At 58.5% G+C, this 21,883-nt stretch carries 15 protein-coding genes; 13 read left to right on the top strand and 2 right to left on the bottom strand.

Annotation, left to right across the window (positions count from 1 at the left end; translation table 11 throughout):
• Nucleotides 1-33: 33 nt before the first annotated feature.
• The 13 genes from AC6I8J_RS12270 (at nt 34) to AC6I8J_RS12330 (ending at nt 20,226) form a co-directional block, all read left to right on the top strand.
• The gene (locus tag AC6I8J_RS12270; RefSeq protein WP_285088308.1) at nt 34-1,272 is read left to right on the top strand and encodes an MdtA/MuxA family multidrug efflux RND transporter periplasmic adaptor subunit; all 1,239 of its coding nucleotides are present in this window, start codon (nt 34-36) and stop codon (nt 1,270-1,272) included.
• Nucleotides 1,272-4,394 carry an MdtB/MuxB family multidrug efflux RND transporter permease subunit gene (locus tag AC6I8J_RS12275; protein WP_253419307.1) on the top strand — a complete coding sequence of 1,041 codons (3,123 nt, stop codon included), beginning with the start codon at nt 1,272-1,274 and terminating at the stop codon, nt 4,392-4,394. Before AC6I8J_RS12270 ends, AC6I8J_RS12275 begins: the two co-directional genes overlap by 1 nt.
• On the top strand, nt 4,391-7,465 hold the full coding sequence (mdtC, locus tag AC6I8J_RS12280; protein WP_497825415.1) for a multidrug efflux RND transporter permease subunit MdtC: 3,075 nt from the start codon (nt 4,391-4,393) through the stop codon (nt 7,463-7,465). Before AC6I8J_RS12275 ends, mdtC begins: the two co-directional genes overlap by 4 nt.
• 51 nt (nt 7,466-7,516) lie before the next feature.
• A complete protein-coding gene (locus tag AC6I8J_RS12285) occupies nt 7,517-8,923 on the top strand; it encodes an MFS transporter (protein ID WP_497825416.1) in 1,407 nt (468 codons plus the stop codon).
• Nucleotides 8,920-10,308, top strand: coding sequence for an envelope stress sensor histidine kinase BaeS (baeS, locus tag AC6I8J_RS12290; RefSeq protein WP_497825417.1), 1,389 nt, complete (start codon nt 8,920-8,922; stop codon nt 10,306-10,308). The genes AC6I8J_RS12285 and baeS overlap by 4 nt, the downstream gene beginning before the upstream one ends.
• A 6-nt stretch (nt 10,309-10,314) precedes the next feature.
• On the top strand, nt 10,315-11,022 hold the full coding sequence (baeR, locus tag AC6I8J_RS12295) for an envelope stress response regulator BaeR (protein ID WP_161732258.1): 708 nt from the start codon (nt 10,315-10,317) through the stop codon (nt 11,020-11,022).
• 267 nt (nt 11,023-11,289) lie between these two features.
• Nucleotides 11,290-12,672 carry a prephenate-dependent tRNA uridine(34) hydroxylase TrhP gene (gene trhP / locus AC6I8J_RS12300; protein WP_222925464.1) on the top strand — a complete coding sequence of 461 codons (1,383 nt, stop codon included), beginning with the start codon at nt 11,290-11,292 and terminating at the stop codon, nt 12,670-12,672.
• A 220-nt stretch (nt 12,673-12,892) separates the two neighbouring features.
• Nucleotides 12,893-13,792: a lipid kinase YegS gene (gene yegS / locus AC6I8J_RS12305; protein ID WP_497825418.1), complete on the top strand. Its 900-nt coding sequence runs from the start codon at nt 12,893-12,895 to the stop codon at nt 13,790-13,792.
• Nucleotides 13,793-14,323: 531 nt separating this feature from the next.
• Nucleotides 14,324-15,538 (top strand): D-mannonate dehydratase ManD, encoded by a 1,215-nt coding sequence (manD, locus tag AC6I8J_RS12310; RefSeq protein ID WP_161732254.1) that lies wholly within the window; start codon nt 14,324-14,326, stop codon nt 15,536-15,538.
• Between the two features lie 10 nt (nt 15,539-15,548).
• On the top strand, nt 15,549-16,559 hold the full coding sequence (locus AC6I8J_RS12315) for a Zn-dependent oxidoreductase (RefSeq protein WP_222925229.1): 1,011 nt from the start codon (nt 15,549-15,551) through the stop codon (nt 16,557-16,559).
• A gap of 82 nt (nt 16,560-16,641) precedes the next feature.
• Nucleotides 16,642-17,925: an MFS transporter gene (locus tag AC6I8J_RS12320; protein ID WP_222925228.1), complete on the top strand. Its 1,284-nt coding sequence runs from the start codon at nt 16,642-16,644 to the stop codon at nt 17,923-17,925.
• Nucleotides 17,926-17,991: 66 nt separating this feature from the next.
• Nucleotides 17,992-19,452, top strand: coding sequence for a mannitol dehydrogenase family protein (locus AC6I8J_RS12325; protein ID WP_161732249.1), 1,461 nt, complete (start codon nt 17,992-17,994; stop codon nt 19,450-19,452).
• A gap of 87 nt (nt 19,453-19,539) precedes the next feature.
• Nucleotides 19,540-20,226: a GntR family transcriptional regulator gene (locus AC6I8J_RS12330; RefSeq protein ID WP_161732247.1), complete on the top strand. Its 687-nt coding sequence runs from the start codon at nt 19,540-19,542 to the stop codon at nt 20,224-20,226.
• A 52-nt stretch (nt 20,227-20,278) separates the two neighbouring features.
• Here the strand turns inward: AC6I8J_RS12330 and thiD are convergent, their stop codons facing one another.
• Both thiD and thiM read right to left on the bottom strand, forming a co-directional pair.
• Nucleotides 20,279-21,079, bottom strand: a complete 801-nt coding sequence (gene thiD / locus AC6I8J_RS12335; RefSeq protein WP_222925226.1) for a bifunctional hydroxymethylpyrimidine kinase/phosphomethylpyrimidine kinase — start codon at nt 21,077-21,079, stop codon at nt 20,279-20,281.
• Nucleotides 21,066-21,863 (bottom strand): hydroxyethylthiazole kinase, encoded by a 798-nt coding sequence (thiM, locus tag AC6I8J_RS12340; RefSeq protein WP_161732243.1) that lies wholly within the window; start codon nt 21,861-21,863, stop codon nt 21,066-21,068. The genes thiD and thiM overlap by 14 nt, the downstream gene beginning before the upstream one ends.
• Nucleotides 21,864-21,883 lie beyond the last annotated feature (20 nt).

Raw genomic sequence — 21,883 nt, forward strand, 5'->3', positions numbered from 1 at the left:
GGACTACGTCACTGCTGGAGAGCATCAACAATCATGAGCACCCGACATCCTGTTATGAAAAAAACCCTGATCGTGCTGGCCCTGATCGCCGTGGCCGCTGGCGGCTACTATGCCTGGCAACGCAATGCCCAGCCGCAGAGCAGCAGCCAGACGGATTCGCCAGCGCCACGTGGCGGTAAAGGCGGCGGTGATGGCGCGCGTCGTCCCCTCGCACCGGTTCAGGCCGCAACCGCCACTCGCCAGAGCGTGCCGCAATTTCTCAGCGGACTGGGAACGGTGACCGCCGCTAACACCGCCACGGTGCGCAGTCGGGTCAATGGCGACCTGCTGGCGATCCACTTCACCGAAGGCCAGCAGGTGAACGCAGGCGATCTCCTGGCAGAAGTCGACCCGCGGCCTTATCAGGTGGCGTTAACCCAGGCTCAGGGCCAGCTGGCGAAAGATCAGGCGACGCTGGCGAATGCCCGTCGTGACCTGGCGCGCTTCGAGAAGCTGGCAAAAACCTCGCTGGTGTCACAACAGGAGCTGGACACTCAGCGCTCACTGGTGAGTGAAACGCTCGGCACCCTGAAAGCGGATGAGGGCGGCGTTGCCAGTGCGCAACTCAACCTGACCTACAGCCGGATCACCGCGCCGATTGCTGGCCGGGTCGGGCTGAAACAGGTGGATGTTGGCAACTATGTCACCAGCGGCGACACTTCCGGTATCGTGGTGATCACCCAGACGCACCCGATTGATGTGGTTTTTACCCTGGCAGAAAACAGCATCAGTTCCATTCTGCAGGCGCAGAAAAGCGGCCTGCCGCTATTGGTTGAGACCTGGGATCGCAGTAATCAGAATCTGATCGCCAGCGGCAAACTGCTGAGCCTGGATAACCAGATTGATGTCACCACCGGCACCATCAAAATCAAAGCGCGTTTTGATAATCAGGACGATACGCTGTTCCCTAACCAGTTCGTCAATGTGCGGCTGAAGGTCAACACCCTGCAGGATGCAGTGGTCATTCCGCCTGCCGCATTGCAGATGGGCAACGAAGGCCACTTTGTCTGGGTGGTGAACAGTGACAATAAGGTCAGCAAAAAAAGCGTAATTGCTGGTCTGCAGGACAGTGAGAAAGTGGTGATCAGCGCCGGTCTGGAGGCGGGTGAACGCGTAGTGACAGACGGGCTGGATCGCCTGACCGAAGGCGCGAAAGTTGAGGTGGTCGCGCCGCAGAGCAATGCTCCGCGCGCCACCCGCGCGACCCTGCCGTCAAAAGGAGAGCGTGAGTAATGCAGGTCATGCCTCCCGATCACAGTGGCGGGCCGTCACGCCAGTTTATTCTGCGCCCGGTTGCCACCACGCTGTTGATGATTGCGATTTTGCTGGCCGGGATACTGGGCTACCGCTTCCTGCCGGTCTCGGCGCTGCCCGAAGTCGACTATCCGACCATCCAGGTCGTCACGCTCTATCCGGGTGCCAGCCCGGATGTGGTCACCTCATCGATTACTGCCCCGCTTGAGCGTCAGTTTGGTCAGATGTCTGGCCTGAAACAGATGGCGTCGCAAAGCTCCGGCGGTGCCTCGGTAGTGACACTGCAGTTCCAGCTGACGCTGCCGCTGGATGTGGCAGAACAGGAGGTGCAGGCAGCCATTAACTCAGCTACCAATCTGCTGCCCAACGATCTGCCTAATCCGCCGGTCTACAGCAAAGTGAACCCTGCCGATCCGCCGATCATGACGCTGGCCGTTACCACCCGCAGCATGCCGCTGACGCAGGTGCAGGACATGGTGGAAACGCGCGTCGCACAGAAAATCTCTCAGGTCAGCGGCGTCGGACTGGTGACGCTGTCGGGTGGTCAGCGTCCGGCGGTGCGGGTGAAGATGAATGCGCAGGCGCTGGCGGCGCTGGGTCTGACCAGCGAAACGGTGCGGACCGCGATCAGCAATGCCAACGTCAATTCGGCTAAAGGCAGCCTGGATGGCCCGACCCGCTCCGTCACTCTGTCAGCCAATGACCAGATGAAGTCGGCGGAAGATTATCGCCAGCTTATCATCAGCTATAAAAATGGTGCGCCGGTACGACTGGGGGATGTGGCAACCATTGAGCAGGGAGCAGAAAACAGCTGGCTCGGTGCCTGGGCCAACCGCGATGCGGCGATTGTGCTCAACGTTCAGCGTCAGCCCGGCGCCAATATCATCGCCACGGCAGATAATATCCGTGCCATGTTGCCCGCCCTGACCGCCGCCCTGCCAAAGTCGGTAGACGTTAAACTGCTCACCGACCGCACCACTAATATTCGCGCTTCGGTTAACGACACACAGTTTGAGCTGATGCTGGCGATGGCGCTGGTCGTGATGATCATTTATCTGTTTCTGCGCAACGTACCCGCCACGCTGATCCCGGCGGTGGCCGTACCGCTTTCGCTGATCGGTACCTTTGCAGCGATGTACTTCCTTGGCTTTTCCATTAACAACCTGACGCTGATGGCGCTGACCATCGCCACCGGCTTTGTGGTCGATGATGCCATCGTAGTGATTGAGAACATCTCACGCTATATCGAGAAAGGGGAAAAACCGCTGACCGCCGCACTGAAAGGGGCCGGGGAAATTGGCTTTACCATTATCTCCCTCACCTTCTCACTGATTGCGGTGCTGATTCCGCTGCTGTTTATGGGCGACGTCATTGGCCGCCTGTTCCGTGAATTTGCCGTCACGCTGGCGGTGGCGATTCTGATTTCAGCGGTGGTGTCACTGACCCTGACGCCGATGATGTGCGCCAGGATGCTGAGCGCGGAGTCGCTGCGCAAACAGAACCGCTTTTCGCGGGCCAGTGAAGCGATGTTTGATCGTATCGTCGCCACCTACGGTCGTGGCCTGAGCCGGGTGCTGAATCACCCCTGGCTGACGCTGTCGGTGGCGCTGGGCATGCTGGTCCTGACGCTGCTGCTGTGGATGGTGATCCCGAAAGGCTTCTTCCCGCAGCAGGACAACAGCATTATTCAGGGTACGCTCCAGGCTCCGCAGTCGGTCTCCTACGCCAGTATGGCGCAGCGCACCCGCGATGTTGCCTCCATTATCATGAAAGATCCGGCGGTTGAGAGCATGACCTCGTTTGTCGGCGTAGATGGCACCAATGCCTCGCTGAACAGCGCGCGGCTGCAGATCAACCTCAAACCGCTGGATCAACGCGACGACCGCATTCCTGCCATTCAGCAGCGCCTGCAACAGCAGGTCAGTGAGGTACCGGGCGTGCAGCTGTGGCTGCAGGCGGTGCAGGATCTCACCATTGATACCCAGGCGAGCCGCACGCCTTATCAGTTCACGCTGCAATCGGGTTCACTATCGTCGCTCAGCACCTGGGTTCCGGCCCTGCTGACCCGGCTCAGCACCCTGCCACAGCTGCGCGATGTCAGCAGTGACTGGCAGGATCAGGGGCTGGAAGCCTATGTCAACGTGGACCGCGACAGTGCCAGCCGGCTTGGCATCAGCATGGCGGACGTCGATAACGCGCTCTATAACGCCTTTGGGCAGCGGCTCATCTCAACCATCTATACGCAGGCGAATCAGTATCGTGTAGTGCTGGAGCAGGATAATAACGCCACGCCAGGGCTGGCGAGTCTGGATGCTATTCGCCTGAACAGCAGCGACGGCGGCAGCGTGCCGCTAAGTGCCATTGCCCGTATCGAGCAGCGCCACACGCCGCTGAGTATTAACCATCTCGACCAGTTCCCGTCGGCGACCTTCTCGTTCAACGTGGCTGACGGCTATTCGCTGGAAGATGCGGTAAAAGCCGTCTCACAGGCAGAAGCGCAGCTTGGCATGCCTGCCGAACTGATGACCCAGTTCCAGGGCAGCACGCTTGCCTTTGAGGCGGCGCTCGGCAGCACGGTCTGGCTGATGGTGGCGGCCATTGTGGCGATGTACATCGTGCTGGGCGTGCTTTATGAGAGCTTTATTCACCCGATCACCATTCTCTCGACGCTGCCTACCGCGGGTGTTGGCGCGCTGCTGGCGCTGATGCTCAGCGGCAATGAACTGGATATTGTGGCGATTATCGGCATCATCCTGCTAATCGGCATCGTGAAAAAGAACGCCATCATGATGATCGACTTTGCGCTGGCGGCGGAGCGTGAACAGGGTATGAAGCCTGTTGATGCCATCTATCAGGCCTGCCTGCTGCGCTTTCGCCCGATTCTGATGACCACGCTGGCCGCCCTGCTCGGCGCGCTGCCGCTGATGCTCAGCACCGGCGTCGGTGCTGAGCTGCGCCATCCGTTGGGCATTGCCATGGTCGGCGGGCTGATTCTGAGCCAGGTGCTGACGCTGTTCACCACGCCGGTGATCTACCTGCTGTTTGATCGTCTGGCGCACGCTACCCGTCGCCGCTTTGGCCGCACGGAGGCCGCAGAGTGAAGTTCTTTGCCCTGTTCATCAACCGGCCCGTCGCGACGACCCTGCTGACGCTGGCCATCGCCCTGGCGGGCATGCTGGGTTTCCGGCTGCTACCGGTAGCACCGCTGCCGCAGGTCGATTTCCCGGTGATTGTCATCTCGGCATCACTGCCGGGTGCCTCACCGGAGATTATGGCGTCGTCGGTGGCCACGCCGCTGGAGCGCTCGCTGGGACGCATCGCGGGCGTCAGTGAAATGACCTCCACCAGTTCGCTGGGCAGCACCCGCATCATTCTGGTGTTCGATTTTGATCGCGATATCAATGGCGCGGCGCGCGATGTGCAGGCCGCGATCAATGCGGCGCAGAGCCTGCTGCCCACAGGCATGCCGACGCGTCCCACCTATCGCAAAGTAAATCCTTCTGATGCGCCAATTATGATCATGACGCTGACCTCGGATACCTACAATCCTGGTCAGCTCTATGATTACGCCTCGACCCAGCTGGCACAAAAGCTGTCGCAGATCGAGGGCGTGGGCGACGTCACCGTGGGCGGCAGTTCGTTGCCTGCGGTGCGTGTGGCGCTCAATCCGCAGGCGCTGTTTAATCAGGGCGTGTCGCTGGATGCGGTGCGCACCGCGATCTCGAACGCCAACCAGCGTCGGCCGCAGGGCGCACTGGATGACGCGCAGCAGCGCTGGCAGTTGCGTACCAATGACGCGCTGCAGACCGCCCGTGAGTATCAGCCGCTGGTGGTGCATTACAAAAACGGTGCAGCGGTGAAGCTGTCCGATGTGGCGACCGTCGAGGATTCGGTGCAGGACGTGCGTAACGCCGGGATGTCGCGCGGTAAACCCGCGGTGCTGCTGCTGATCCGCAAAACGCCTGAAGCCAACGTCATCGATACGGTTGACCGGATCCGTGCCGAAATGCCGCTGCTGCATGAGGTGATCCCGGCCGCCATCGATCTGCAGATTGCTCAGGATCGCTCGCCCACCATTCGCGCCTCGCTGCATGAAGTGGAGCAGTCTCTGTTAATCGCCGTGGCGCTGGTGATCCTGGTGGTGTTTGTTTTCCTGCGCTCGGGGCGTGCCACACTGATCCCCGCCGTCGCCGTGCCGGTTTCGCTGATCGGCACCTTTGCCGCGATGTACCTGTGCGGCTTCAGCCTGAATAACCTGTCGCTGATGGCGCTCACTATCGCCACCGGCTTTGTGGTGGATGATGCAATCGTAGTGCTGGAGAACATTGCCCGCCATGTCGAAGCGGGCATGAAACCGCTGGCCGCCGCGCTGAAAGGGGTACGGGAAGTCGGCTTTACCGTGCTGTCGATGAGCCTGTCGCTGGTTGCCGTGTTCCTGCCGCTGCTGATGATCGGCGGCCTGATTGGCCGTTTCTTCTCTGAGTTTGCCATTACGCTGTCGGTGTCTATCATCATCTCGCTGTTTATCTCCATCACCCTGACACCGATGATGTGCGCGTATCTGCTGAAGCCCCACGGGCCGCGCAGCCAGCCCCGTCGCCGCGGCGCAGGCCGGCTGCTGATGGCGCTTCAGCAGGGTTATGGTCGCTCGCTTAACGTGGTATTGAACCATGCACGCTGGGTCATGCTGCTGTTTTTCGCCACCATCTTCCTGACCGGCTGGCTGTTTGTTCATATCCCGAAAACCTTTATGCCGGAACAGGATACCGGGCGACTCTCCGGCTTTATCTCTGCTGACCAGAGCATTTCGTTTCAGGCGATGCGCAGTAAACTGCAGGATTTTATGGAGATCGTCGGTGACGATCCCGCTGTAGACAGCGTGGTGGGCTTTACCGGTGGCATGCGCACCAACAGTGGCTCCATGTTTATCTCACTGAAGCCGCTGTCAGAGCGCAAAGAGAGTGCCGTGGAGATCATCGCCCGGTTGCGTACAAAGCTGGCGAAAGAGCCGGGCGCCAGCCTCTATCTGAATGCGGTGCAGGATCTGCGCGCAGGTGGCCGGGAGTCGAATGCCGGTTATCAGTATTCGCTGCTATCGGACGATCTCGCCGCGCTGCGGACGTGGGAGCCGAAAATTCGCGAGGCGTTCTCTGCCCTGCCGCAGCTGGCGGATGTGAACTCCGATCAGCAGGATAAAGGCAGCGAGATGGCGCTGACCTATGACCGGGAAAGCATGGCGCGGCTCGGCATCGATGTCTCTCAGGCCAATGCCCTGCTGAATAACGCCTTTGGTCAGCGTCAGATCTCCACCATCTACCAGCCGCTTAACCAGTACAAAGTGGTGATGGAGGTCGATCCACGCTACACCCAGGATATCAGCGCCCTGTCGCAGATGTTCGTGATAAACAGCGAAGGTAAAGCGATTCCGCTGTCGTGGTTCGCCCACTGGCAGCCCGCGAATGCGCCACTCTCGGTCAATCATGAAGGGCTGTCTGCCGCCTCGACCATCTCATTCAACCTGCCGGAAGGTGTGTCGCTGTCGCAGGCATCGGAGGCAATTGAACGCACCATGACCGCGATTGGCGTGCCCTCCAGCGTGCGCGGCAGCTTTGCCGGAACCGCGCAGGTGTTTCAGCAGTCGCAGAGCAGCCAGCTCTGGCTGATGCTGGCGGCGATAGCGGCGGTCTATATCGTGCTGGGGATCCTCTATGAGAGCTATGTCCATCCGCTGACGATCCTCTCTACCCTGCCTTCGGCGGGTGTCGGCGCGCTGCTGGCACTGGAACTGTTTGATACGCCCTTCAGCCTGATTGCGCTGATCGGGATTCTGCTGCTCATCGGCATTGTGAAAAAGAACGCCATCATGATGGTCGACTTTGCACTGGAGGCAGAGCGAAACGGCCAGCTCAGCGCGCGCGAGGCGATATTCCAGGCCTGCCTGTTACGCTTCCGGCCCATTATGATGACCACGCTGGCGGCGCTGTTTGGCGCGCTACCGCTGGTGCTGAGCAGCGGCGACGGTGCTGAACTGCGCCAGCCGCTGGGGATTACCATCGCGGGCGGACTGGTGATGAGTCAGCTGCTGACGCTCTTCACGACGCCGGTCGTCTATTTAATGATGGATAAGCTGCGGCGCAGAAAACGCCCGCTGGCCGCTGCGCAGCAGCCGTAATGGGTCTGGCGGCGACAGACGGGGAATATGACGCCTTGATCGGGGGGATTGATGACTACGCAAAGCACTAACGTCCGCTGGCAACTGTGGATTGTTGCTATCGGTTTCTTTATGCAGACGCTGGATACCACCATCGTCAATACCGCGATCCCGTCGATGGCACACGACCTGGGCGTCAGCCCGCTGCACATGCACTCGGTGATCGTCTATTACGTGCTGACGGTGGCCGTGATGCTGCCGGTCAGCGGCTGGCTGGCGGATCGCTTTGGCGTGCGCAACATCTTCTTCTGCGCGATTGTGCTGTTCAGCCTGGGTTCGCTACTGTGCGCCCTGTCCGGCACGCTGGATCAGCTGGTGCTGTCGCGCGTGGTTCAGGGGATTGGCGGGGCCATGATGGTGCCGGTGGGTCGCCTGACGGTGATGAAAATCGTGCCGCGAGAACAGTATATGTCCGCCATGACCTTTGTGACCCTGCCTGGCCAGATTGGTCCGCTGCTGGGTCCGGCGTTGGGCGGTGTGCTGGTCGAGTGCGCCAGCTGGCACTGGATCTTTCTGATTAATATTCCGGTCGGTATCGCAGGCGCTATCGCCACCCTGATGCTGATGCCCAACTACAGCATGCAGACGCGCCGCTTTGATTTCGGTGGTTTTATTCTGCTGGCCGCCGGTATGGCTACCCTGACACTGGCGCTGGATGGTCAGCGCAGCAGCGGCGGTTCGCCGTTGCTGCTGGGGGCCATGATCCTCACTGGCATTTTCTCTCTGCTGTTTTACCTGATGCATGCGCGCGGAAATGATAACGCCCTGTTCAGCCTGAAGTTGTTTGATCATCGCGTTTACTCTATTGGCCTGCTCGGCAGTTTTACCGGCCGCATCGGCAGCGGCATGCTGCCCTTTATGACGCCCATTTTTCTGCAGCTCGGCATGGGCTACAGCCCGTTTCACGCCGGTCTGATGATGATTCCGATGGTGCTGGGGAATATGGGGATGAAGCGCATTGTGGTGCGCATCGTCAATCTCTATGGCTACCGTAATGTGCTGGTGATGTCGACCGTAGCGCTGGCGCTGGTGGTCCTGTTGTTCCCGCTGGTGGCGCTCATGGGTTGGGTCTGGCTGCTGCCGCTGGTGCTGTTTCTGCAGGGTATGGTCAACGCCATCCGCTTCTCTTCGATGAATACCCTGACGCTGAAGGAGTTGCCCGATGAGCTGGCCTCCAGCGGTAACAGCCTGCTGTCGATGATTATGCAGCTGTCGATGAGTATTGGCGTCACCGTGGCCGGGCTGCTGCTGGGCGCGTTTGCCCAGCAGAGTACGGCAAACAGCCCAGCGGAACACCAGATGTTTATTTATACCTACCTTTGCATGTCGCTGATTATCATCCTGCCCGCGCTGGTGTTCTGGCGCGTTCCGCCACAGGTGAGTACCAACGTTGATCTGCGACGCCGGAGAAAAAAATGAGTGTTAACCTGCGCCTGGGAATCGGGGCCAAACTGTTTATGGCGATTTTCGCCACCTGCATGCTGGTGCTGATCACTATGCACTGGGGCGTTCGCCTCAGTTTCGAACACGGCTTTGTCGACTACATTAAGCGCGGCAATGAGCAGCGGTTAAATCTGCTCAGCGATGCGCTGGCCGATCAGTATGAGCAGCATGGGAACTGGGATTTTTTACGCCACAACGATCGGCTGGTCTTCACCATGCTGCGCTCACTGGAGCAGAATCCCGACAGCAACAGCCAGCTGCCGCCACACGGCTGGCGCACCCAGTTCTGGATCCTCGATCAACAATATAAAGTGATGGTCGGGCCGCGTGCGCCGGTGCCGCCGGAGGGGACGCGCCGCAACATTACCACCAGCACCGGCAAAGTAGTCGGCTGGGTCATCGGCTCGCCGCCGGAGCGGCTGACGCGCAGTACCGACATTAATTTTGATCAACAGCAGCGGCGCACCAGCTGGATTATCGTGGGGCTGTCAACGCTGCTGGCGGCGCTGGCGACCTGGCTGATGGCGCGTGGCCTGCTGGCGCCGGTCAAGCGGCTGGTCGATGGCACGCATCATCTGGCGGCTGGTAATTTTGCCACCCGCGTTGAGGTCAGCAGCCGGGATGAGCTTGGCCAGCTGGCCGGTGACTTTAACCTGCTGGCCAGTTCGCTGGAGAAAAACGAAAGCATGCGCCGCGCCTTTATGGCCGATATCTCCCACGAGCTGCGCACGCCCCTGGCAATCCTGCGCGGTGAACTGGAAGCGATGCAGGATGGCGTACGCAAACTGACGCCAGACGCGATCGCCTCACTCCAGAGTGAAGTGGTGGTGCTGACCAAGCTGGTCGAAGACCTGCATCAGCTGTCGCTGTCGGACGTGGGTGCCCTCGCCTACCGCAAGCAGGCGACCGATCTGGTGCAACTGCTGGAAGTAACGGCGGGCAGCTTTGCCGAGCGCTACCGCGCGCATGGCCTGACGCTGAAGCTGAATTTACCCGACAACGCTCCCTTCTTTGGCGATCCCGACCGCCTGATGCAGTTGTTCACGAATCTGCTGGAGAACAGCCTGCGCTACACTGACAGCGGTGGCTGGGTTGAAGTGACGCTGAAGTATGAAGCCCCTCACTGGCATATTGAGTTTGATGACAGCGCACCCGGCGTTGACAGAGAACATCAGGTGCAGATTTTTGAGCGCTTTTTCCGCACCGAAGGCTCGCGCAATCGCGCCAGCGGCGGTTCGGGCCTGGGCCTGGCCATCTGTAAAAATATCGCAGACGCCCACGGCGGCGATATTCATGCGACGCACTCTGATTTAGGTGGACTGAAAATCGCGCTACACTTGCGCTATGTTCCCCCTGTGTAAACGCTTATGAGCCAGGAAAACCATGACCCGCTGATTCTGGTGGTCGAAGATGAGCCGAAACTGGCGCAGCTGATGATCGATTATCTGCACGCTTCGAACTACCGTACCCATCACATCGCCGACGGCAACGCGGTACTGGATTACGTGCGCCAGACGCCACCCGACCTGATGCTGCTGGATTTAATGCTGCCAGGCACCGACGGTTTAACGCTGTGCCGTGAAATCCGTCGCCATTCCGAGCTGCCGATTATTATGGTCACCGCCCGCACCGAGGAGATTGATCGGCTGCTGGGGCTGGAGCTGGGCGCGGATGACTACATCTGTAAACCCTTCAGCCCGCGTGAAGTGGTGGCGCGGGTCAAAACAATCCTGCGCCGGATAAAACGGTCGACGGAGGAGCCGCAGAGCGCCTCGTTACTGCGGGTTGATGAGAGCCGATTCTTCGCCAGCTGGCGTGAAAAGCCGCTGGATCTTACCCCGGCGGAGTTCCGGCTGCTGAAAACCCTGTCGCTGGAGCCGGGCAAGGTCTTTTCACGCGAACAGCTGCTCAACCATCTCTATGATGACTATCGCGTGGTCACGGATCGCACCATCGACAGCCATATCAAGAATCTGCGGCGCAAGCTGGAGAATCTCGACAGCGAGCAACCCTTTATCCGTGCCGTTTACGGCATGGGCTATCGCTGGGAAGCCGATGCCTGTCATTTGATCTAGTTTGATCCCGATCAATTTACTTCCCTTTTCTCACTGCCTACAATTCCGCACCTTTTGCAGGGCTTAGAGCCTATCCCAGTAGGCGTAATTGTTGCAGGCAGTCTGGACACGGACAGCGCGGAACAACCGGAGCGTACACGTAGTACGTGAGGATTGTGAGCACTGCCCAGGTTCAGACTGACAAATAAAATAGCCGAATGGGATAGGCTCTTAACGGCTCTGCTTCTGCCGCTTAAGGCGACATACTGACCTGACATCAGTGAGAACATCATGAAACCCGAACTGCTTTCCCCCGCCGGCACGCTGAAGAACATGCGTTACGCCTTTGCTTATGGTGCCGATGCCGTCTATGCCGGCCAGCCACGCTACAGCCTGCGCGTGCGCAACAACGAATTTACCCACGAGAATCTCGCACTGGGCATTAATGAAGCGCACGCGCTGGGTAAAAAATTCTACGTGGTGGTGAACATTGCGCCCCACAACGCCAAGCTGAAAACCTTTATTCGTGACTTAACGCCGGTGGTGGCGATGCAGCCCGACGCGCTGATCATGTCCGATCCCGGCCTGATCATGCTGGTACGTGAGGCTTTCCCGACGATGCCGATTCACCTGTCGGTGCAGGCCAATGCGGTCAACTGGGCCACGGTAAAATTCTGGCAGCAGATGGGGCTGAGCCGGGTGATTCTGTCACGCGAGCTGTCACTGGAGGAGATCGCTGAGATCCGCCAGCAGGTGCCGGAGATGGAGCTGGAAGTCTTTGTTCATGGTGCGCTCTGTATGGCCTATTCCGGTCGCTGTCTGCTGTCGGGCTATATGAACAAACGCGATCCGAATCAGGGCACCTGCACCAACGCCTGCCGCTGGGAGTATAAAGTGGCGGAAGGCCAGCAGGATGAAGTGGGGAATATCGTCGGTAGTCATGAGCCTATTCCGGTACAGGATGTGACGCCCACGCTGGGCATCGGTCAGCCCACCGACAAGGTATTTCTGCTGGAAGAGAAGATGAAGCCCGGCGAGGTGATGAGTGCGTTCGAAGATGAACACGGCACCTACATCATGAACTCGCGGGATCTGCGCGCAGTGGCGCACGTGGAGCGGCTCAGCGAGATGGGCGTACATTCACTGAAGATTGAGGGACGCACCAAGTCCTACTACTACTGCGCCCGCACTGCCCAGGTTTATCGCCGGGCGATTGATGATGCCGCGGCCGGTAAGCCGTTTGATCCCTCACTGCTGTTAACGCTGGAAGGCCTGGCCCATCGTGGCTACACCGAAGGTTTCCTGCGCCGCCACACTCACGACAGTTACCAGAATTATCAGCAGGGCTTTTCGGTGTCCGACCGCCAGCAGTTTGTCGGCGAATTCACCGGCGAACGCCGGGGCGAATGGGCTGAAGTAGCGGTGAAGAATAAGTTTATGCTGCACGACAGCGTGGAGATCATGACGCCTCAAGGGAATCTGAATTGCCAGCTGGACGCGCTGCAGAATGCACGCGGCGAACCCACTGAAGTTGCGCCGGGCGATGGCCATCGCGTCTGGCTGCGGGTGCCCGAGGAGGTGGATCTGCGTTTTGCACTGCTGCTGCGCAATTTTGATCACGGTGAAGATACCCGGGACCCTCATAATCGTTTACCAACGGAAACATTTTGAGGAAATCAGAACAGGATCACAGACCCCTGCGCAGCGCTGCTTTATAGTCCCGCCTGCTGCTAACGAGTAACAACAAACGGCAGATTTACCAGGAACCACCTCATTTACCCGCCCGGCTCCCCCGTGCGGGTTTTCTTTTTTCTCTCTTTCGCCAATAATTTACTGCTGGCAGCTGTGTTATAAATCCCTTCTTACTCTGTAGATCTTCAAGGAACGCAAAATGGATAATAAACCGCTTACGCTGCTCATCCTGAATGGGAAAGGCGCGGGTAATGATGATCTGCGCGAAGCTATTACGACTCTGCGTGAAGAAGGCTTCGACATTGCGGTGCGTGTCACGTTTGAAAAAGGTGACGGCGACAGGTACGTTAAAGAGGCCATTGCGCTGCAGGCCGCGACCGTGGTGGCCGGTGGTGGCGATGGCACCATCAATGAAATTGCGACAGCGCTGGCTTCTTCTGAAGCGGATCATCGCCCGGTGCTGGGCATCCTGCCGCTGGGTACCGCCAACGATTTTGCCACCAGCGTCGGCATCCCGGAAGAGATGGAACCGGCACTGCGACTGGCAATTCAGGGCAAAGCTAGTTCCATCGATCTGGCCAGGGTAAATCAGAGCCACTACTTCATCAATATGGCGACCGGCGGGTTTGGCACCCGTATCACGACTGAAACGCCGGAAAAGCTGAAGTCGGCGCTGGGTGGCGTCTCCTACTTTATTCACGGCCTGATGCGCATGGATACCCTGAAACCCGATACCTGCGAGATCAGCGGCCCCGATTTCGCCTGGCAGGGTGATGCGCTGGTGATCGGTATTGGTAATGGTCGTCAGGCGGGCGGCGGTCAGCGGTTATGCCCTTCTGCCCTGATCAATGATGGCCGACTGGACGTCAGTGTTGTCACCGCGCAGGAGCTGCTGCCGACGCTGCTGCACTCCCTGACCGGCGACGATGACAATCCCGGCATCGTCACCACGCAGCTGGAGTCGCTTACGATTCGCTCTCCGCACGAGATGACCTTTAACCTTGATGGTGAACCGCTCTCCGGGCGCGAATTCGTGATTCAGGTGATGGCGGGCGCGCTGAGCTGTCGCCTGCCACCACAGTGTGAACTCCTTTCCTGAGCATGGGTCAGGGGGCGAAAGCCCCTTCAGATTACTGACAAACTCACAGCTGTACGAATTTAGCAGCAACGCATTAGCTTAAAGCGTAGGGAACACGGGCAGAGGAGGAAAGCGTCCCGCGTCAGGGACAAAAACGCCGGGAGCGTTTTTGAACAACGCAACGCGTTGGCCCGGTTACGGGCGCACCTCAGGGATGAGGTGCGTAATCGCGCGGGACGAGCATGCCAGGGATGGCGGCTTTTGCGACTTTCCGATCTGACTGTGTTCCCTTCGTCGGCTGGGTCTTACAGCCAGCAGGGGCAGACGCTGTCAATAACCTTAAGAGGGCGAAAGCCCCTTTTTCACGCTGGCCGCCCGTCGTTTTACTACCACGCCGCCCTTTTTGTCGCCAAATAATACGCCAGTTCATTACCCCATTTCGTCCCAGAAAACAGTCTGTGACTGGCTTCACAACTCTGCCAGACTAACTTGTATGGTAGTATTAAAGCGCGTACTTTTTCGTCATTGAACGCTGACTGAAAGGCAACCAGGATGAAAATTGTTAAGGCGGAAGTATTTGTAACCTGCGCAGGCAGAAACTTTGTCACACTCAAAATCACCACCGATGAGGGTCTGACCGGCGTGGGTGATGCCACGCTGAATGGCCGCGAGCTGCCGGTCGCCTCCTACCTGAAAGATCATGTCTGCCCGCAGCTGATTGGCCGCGATGCGCATCAGATCGAAGACATCTGGCAATATTTCTACAAGGGCGCTTACTGGCGTCGTGGCCCGGTCACCATGTCCGCTATCTCGGCCGTCGATATGGCACTGTGGGATATCAAAGGCAAAGCCGCCAACATGCCGGTGTATCAGTTGCTGGGTGGCGCATCACGCACCGGCGTGATGGTTTATTGCCACACCACCGGCCACTCCATTGATGAAGTGATGGATGACTACGCGAAGCACAAAGAGCTGGGCTTTAAAGCGATCCGCGCGCAGTGCGGCGTCCCGGGCATGAAAACCACCTACGGCATGGCGAAAGGCAAAGGTCTGGCCTATGAGCCTGCAACTAAAGGTAACTGGCCCGAAGAGCAGCTCTGGTCAACCGAGAAATACCTCGATTTCACCCCGAAACTGTTCGCCGCCATCCGTGACAAGTTTGGTTTCGATGAGCACTTGCTGCATGACATGCATCATCGCCTGACGCCAATCGAAGCGGCGCGTTTTGGCAAGAGCGTGGAAGATTATCGCCTGTTCTGGATGGAAGATCCGACGCCTGCTGAGAATCAGGAGTGCTTCCGCCTGATCCGCCAGCATACCGTCACGCCGATTGCCGTGGGGGAAGTGTTCAACAGCATCTGGGATTGTAAGCAGCTGATTGAAGAACAGCTGATCGACTACATCCGCACCACCATTACGCATGCGGGCGGCATTACCGGTATGCGGCGTATCGCTGATTTTGCCTCGCTCTATCAGGTACGCACCGGCTCGCACGGTCCTTCTGATCTCTCCCCTATCTGCATGGCGGCTGCACTGCACTTTGACCTCTGGGTGCCGAACTTCGGTGTGCAGGAGTACATGGGCTTCTCCGAACAGATGATGGAGCTGTTTGAGGCTAACTGGACCTTTGACCAGGGCTACATGCATCCAGGCGACAAACCCGGTCTCGGCATTGAATTCAACGAGAAACTGGCGTCGAAATATCCCTATGAACCTGCCTATCTCCCGGTTGCCCGTCTTGAAGATGGCACCCTGTGGAACTGGTGAGGAGAAGCTGATGAAAAGCGTTGTTATTGAACAGCCGGGTGAACTGGTGGTGGCTGAACGTCCACGGCCACAACCCGCGGCGGGCGAAGTCCGTATTAAAGTGGCCTATGCCAGCATCTGCGGATCGGACGTGCATATCTGGCACGGTCATAACCCGTTCGCCAAATATCCGCGAGTGATTGGTCACGAGTTTTTTGGCGTGATTGACGCGGTGGGCGACGGTGTTGATCCGGCCCGGCTGGGCGACCGCGTGGCGGTGGATCCGGTGGTGAGCTGCGGCAGCTGTTATCCCTGCTCGGTAGGCCGTCCCAATGTCTGCACCACACTGCAGGTGATTGGAGTGCACCGTGATGGCGGCTTCAGCGAGTTTGCGCTGGCTCCGGCGAAAAATGCCTTTTCCCTGCCGGACAGCATCCCCGATCGGCTCGCCAGTCTGATTGAGCCTTTCACTATTGCCGCCAATATCACCGCGTTTCTCAAGCCACAGCCAGACGATGTGGCGCTGATTTACGGCGCCGGTCCGATGGGGCTTACTGCGATTCAGGTGCTGAAGGGCGTCTATAAGGTTAAAAAGGTGATGGTGGTGGATCGCCTGCCGGAAAGGCTGGCACTTGCAGAACAGAGCGGTGCCGATCAACTGTTCGATAACAGCGAAATCCCGCTGGCGGCACAACTTGAGGGCGTGCAGCCTACGCTGATTATCGACGCGGCGTGCCATCCCACCATTCTGGCTGAAGCAGCTGCCCTCGCCTCACCCGCCGCGCGCATCGGTCTGCTGGGCTTCTCCGGCGAGCCGTGCAGCATTACTCAGCAGAGCCTGACCAGTAAGGAGCTGTCGCTGTTTACCTCACGTCTTAACAGCAATCGTTTCCCACAGGTGATTGAATGGATGGAAAAAGGGTTAATCCAGCCAGAGAAGCTGGTCACTCACTACTTTCCGCTGCATGAAATTGAACGCGCGATGACCCTGTTCGAAAAAGATCCGCGCACCTGCTGCAAAGTCATACTTCAGATGGGTTAATTATCCGCTGAACACCAGGTCTCCTCAGCCGGTGCGTACCCGCCGGCATGACTATAAAGATAAAACAGATCACGGAGTTTGTATGTTCAAGAATCTGCGCTGGACCCTCGTTTTGCTGCTGTTCCTGGTTTACATGATTAACTACCTCGATCGTGTCGCCCTGTCGCTGACCGTACCGCTGGTAGAGAAGGATCTGGCGATTAATGCTGAGCAGTTTGGCATGATCTTCGGCAGCTTTTTCTTTGGCTATGCCCTGTTTAACTTCCTTGGCGGGCTTGCCACTGACCGCTATGGTCCAAAAATCGTACTGGCCGTGGCGGTGGGTGCCTGGTCCATTTTCTGCGGCATGACCGCGCTGGCCACCGGCTTCTGGTCGCTGCTGATCCTGCGTGTGCTGTTCGGCATGGCTGAAGGCCCGATCTGCTCTTCGGCTAACAAAGCGATTAATGGCTGGTTCCCGAAGAAACAGGCCGCCACGGCGATGGGTTTACTTAGTGCCGGGTCACCTTTAGGTGGCGCAGTCGCCGGCCCGATCATTGGTTATCTGGCCCTGGCCTATGGCTGGCGTCCGGCCTTTGTGATCGTCTGCTGTATCGGTCTGGTATGGATGGCGTTCTGGCTCTTCTTTGCCGCTGATAATCCGGCGAAGAGCAAACTGGTCACCGAAAAAGAGCGTCAGCTGATCGATCGCCTGAAAGCCACCAGCCCGAATGATGAGGTTGACCTGTCAGAAACGTCACATCCGTTTGGCTACTACCTGCGCCAGCCGATTATCCTGGTCACGGCATTTGCCTTCTTCTGCTACAACTACATCCTGTTCTTCTTCCTGAGCTGGTTCCCGGCCTACCTTGTGCAGGCGCACGGCCTGGATATCAAATCAATGAGCATCACCACCATGATCCCGTGGATCGTCGGTTTCGTTGGCCTGGCACTGGGTGGCTGGATCTCCGATAAGATCTTTAACATCACCGGCAAGCTGTTGTTGTCCCGCAAAATTGTGCTGGTGGTCTCACTGCTGGCCGCCGCAATTTGTGTGGCGCTGGCGGGTACGATAAAAGATGTGGTGCCTGCGGTAATTATGATGTCTGTGTCGATTTTCTTCCTCTACATCACCGGCGCGATCTACTGGGCGATTATTCAGGATGTGGTGCACAAAAGTCGTATCGGCAGCATCAGCGGCTTTATCCATCTGGTGGGGAGCCTTTCCGGCATCATCGGGCCGATCGTCACCGGCTTTATTGTTCAGCATACCGGTAAATTCGATAGCGCCTTTGTGCTGGCGGGTTGTGTCGCCGCGCTGGGGGCTTTCCTGGTGCTGTTTGTGATTCGCAGTCCGAAACCTGAGGATAAACCGGTTTCGGTCTGAGTGTTGTTCCGCTAACAGAACGATGTTTTGGGGCGCTTTGCGCCCCGTTTGCCATAAGGACGGACTATGTTACAGATTGATTGCCTCCCCGCTGAGGTCCGGCGCCCCGCTTACGACCGCAGCCAGTTAAAAACCCGCATGGTGCATATCGGTTTTGGTGCTTTTCATCGCGCTCATCAGGCACTTTGCAGCGACAGGCTGGCTGAACAGGGTAGCGACTGGGGATACTGCGAAGTGAACCTCAACAGCGGCGCGCTGATTCAGGCTCTGCGTGAGCAGCATCTGCTCTATACCCTCACCGAGATGGCTGATGATTCCCTGCATACCCGGGTAATTGGCGTTATTACCCAGGCGCTGCACGGTAAAAGTGACGGTATTGAGGCGGTGATTAACGCCATGAGTCAGCCTGAAGTGGCGATTGTCTCCATGACCGTCACTGAAAAAGGCTACTGTCATCAGCCCGCCAGTGGCAATTTAAATCCCGATCATCCCGATATCGTCCATGACCTGCAGCATCCGGATGCGCCACGCTCGCTGCCAGGTCTGATTCTGGCCGCGATCCGCCGCCGCCGTGACCAGGGGCTACCTGCCTTCAGCGTGATGTCCTGTGACAACATGCCGGAAAATGGTCATGTCACCCGCAACGTGATTGTGCAACTGGCGCGGCAGCAGGATCCGGCGCTGGCAGAGTACATTCAGCAGCACATTACCTTCCCCTCAACCATGGTCGATCGCATCGTTCCGGCGATGACCGATGCGGCGTTTGCGGCCCTGAGCGCGCGCCTGGGTTCCAGCGACCCGGTTGCGGTTGAAGCGGAACCCTTCTTCCAGTGGGTGATTGAAGATAACTTCGTCAATGGTCGTCCGGCGTGGGAAAACGCGGGCGCAGAACTGGTCAGTGACGTTCTGCCCTATGAAGAGATGAAACTGCGCATGCTGAATGGCAGCCACTCTTTCCTGGCCTATCTCGGCTTCCTTGCCGGTTATGAATACATCAGCGACTGCATGGCCGATCACCATTTCCGCGCCGCCGCCCGTTCACTGATGATCGATGAGCAGGCTCCTACTTTGCGCACTCAGGGCGTGGATCTCAACGCCTATGCCGATTCACTGATTGCGCGTTATGAAAATCGCGCCATTAAACATCGCACCGGACAGATTGCCACTGACGGCACACAGAAACTGCCACAGCGTATGCTCGATAGCCTGCGCTGGCACCTGCAGCGCGGTAGTGACTGCGACCTGCTGCTGCTGGGCGTAGCGGGCTGGATGCGCTATGTCGGCGGCGTCGATGAACAGGGTCAGCCGATCGACATCCGCGATCCGCTGAAAGCGCAGCTCGCAGAGTGCGTTGCCGCCAGTGAAGAAGGTGAGTCTCGCGTGCGGGCATTGCTCGCCATCCGCGAAGTATTCGGCGAGGATCTGGCGCAGAATAGCGACGTGGTTGCCCGACTGACTGTCTGGTATCAGCAACTCACCACCCAGGGCGCGCGTGCTACAGTGCATCAGTGTCTCAACCGCGGCTAAAAGCGCTGGCGCAGACGCAGCGCGCTGATTAGACTGACACTTTCCCATCGCGCTGGCCCCGGTCAGCCGTAATATGGATATTGCTGCATGTCGATCGCCTATACCATTACTACCAGCGAACCGGTAAATCAGCAGATTTACCGTTATCTGCGCAAAGATATTGTTACCTGCGCAATTCAGCCAGGTTCGCTGCTCTCTGAAAAAGAGGTCTCAGCACGCTTCAACGTCTCACGCCAGCCGGTGCGTGAAGCGTTCATAAAGCTGGCTGAAGCCGGACTGGTACAGGTATTGCCGCAGCGCGGCACCTTCGTGCGCAAAATCTCCGCTAAACGTGTCGCGGATGGCCGGTTTATCCGTGAGGCGGTGGAAGTGTCGGTAGTGCGGCGGGCAGCGGTGGAGATTGACGATCCCGCCCTGATGGCACTGGAACATAATCTGCAGCTGCAGCGCATGGCCGCTGAGCGGCATGACAGCCAGGCTTTCCTCACTCTGGACGATGAGTTTCATCGCCTGATCGCTGAAAGCATTGACTGCAAGCTCGCCTGGGAGACGGTGGAAAACATAAAAGCGGCTATGGACAGGGTGCGGTTTCTGACGCTGAGTGAAGTCTCACCACCGGAGAGGCTGATTGAGCAGCATGAAGAGATTTTTGCCGCGCTGAAGCGCCATGACGCCGATGCCGCCGAAGCGGCGATGCGTCGTCACCTGCAGGAGATGATCTTCTCAATCACCCCGATTGCCGAGCGTAACAGCGCCTGGTTTGAAGCGCCCTGAAACGGAAACTGCCCGCACCGCCTGATTACCAGGTCGATGCGGACCTTCGCCGTCACCACCACTGATGAAAATGGTGCACCGGTCCGATGCCGTTCCCGACCTCCAGCGAATCCGCCTGTAACAGCGCCTGCTGCAACCAGTTTTTCGCTTCCTCAATCGTCTCTGCCCAGTCAGTATGGCGCGGACGTAACGCGGCTAAGGCGGCCGACAGCGTGCAGCCGGTGCCATGGGTATGACGGGTATGCACGCGTGGCGTGCTGAATCGCTGTTCCGCTGAGTGAGTAATCAGCCAGTCCGGACTCTCCGACGCCGCCAGATGACCGCCCTTCATCAGCACGGCCTGACAGCCGAGTGCCAGCAAGGCCCGCCCCTGCTCGCGCATCTCTGCCTCATTGGTGGCGATAGCGCAATCCAGCAACGCCGCCGCTTCCGGCAGATTTGGCGTGATCAGCGACACCTGCGGTAATAACTGCTCCCGTACGCTGGCCACGGCGTCTGGCGAAAGCAGCGCATCACCACTTTTCGCGACCATGACCGTATCCAGCACGACAAACGGGATCTCAGCACGCCTCAGCCGGGCTGCAACCTGTTCCACAATGGCCGTTTCAGACAGCATGCCGATTTTTGCGCTGTCGATACGCACATCATCCAGTACCGAATCGAGCTGGGCGGCAACAAAGTCAGGCGCAATGCGATAAACCGACTGCACGCCCTGGGTGTTTTGTGCCACCAGCGCGGTAATCACACTGGTGCCGTAGGCACCCAGAGCTGAGAAGGTTTTCAGATCGGCCTGGATGCCCGCGCCGCCACTGGGATCGGTACCGGCAATCGTCAGAGCATTAATGCGCTTCATGCTCTACCTCCAGCGTCCAGAGTGCATCAATAAACGCCGTGACAAAGCTGCCGGGTCCGGCTGCCTGCGCCGCTGCCTTTTCACCCGACAGGGCCATTATCTGACAGGCCGCCGCCACGTTCATCAGCCGATCGCCTGGCAGAGCAGTGAATCCCGCCACTACAGCAGAAAGTGCGCAGCCGGTTCCGACCACGCGCGTCATTAACGGGCTTCCACCGGTTATGGCAAGGAGTCGCCGGCCGTCGGTGGCGTAGTCCACTTCACCGGTGACGACCACAAGCGTGCTCCAGGTTTCCGCGAGCTGTTGGGCCGCATTGAGTGCTGCATCCGCCTGATGCAGCGTGTCGACACCGCGCCCGCCGCCGGCCTGTTGTGCCAGCGCCAGAATCTCTGACGCATTTCCCCGAATCACCGCCGGTTGCTGGCTGAGCAGTTGCTGACAGAAGTCGCTGCGCAGCGTCAGCGCGCCGACGGCAACCGGATCGAGTGTCCAGGGGGTGCCCGCCTGATTAGCCGCGATAACGGCAGCCTGCATCGCCTGCTGGCGCTCGCGGGTTAACGTGCCCACGTTAATCAGCAACGCATCGGCAAAGCGGCCGAACTGTGCCGCTTCGTCAGCATCGATCACCATTGCCGGTGAGGCATTGAGCGCGAGTAACACATTGGCAGTGAAGTTCTGGACCACGTCATTGGTCATGCAGTGCACCAGCGGTGACTGACGGCGGAAAGTGTGCAGAACGGGCGCGAAGTGCGCAGCAGAAAGGTGTTGAGATTGATGTGTCATCGTAGCTCCCAACCGGCGAA

It is taken from the genome of Pantoea sp. X-Soil-ISGK-355 (genome assembly GCF_059730805.1).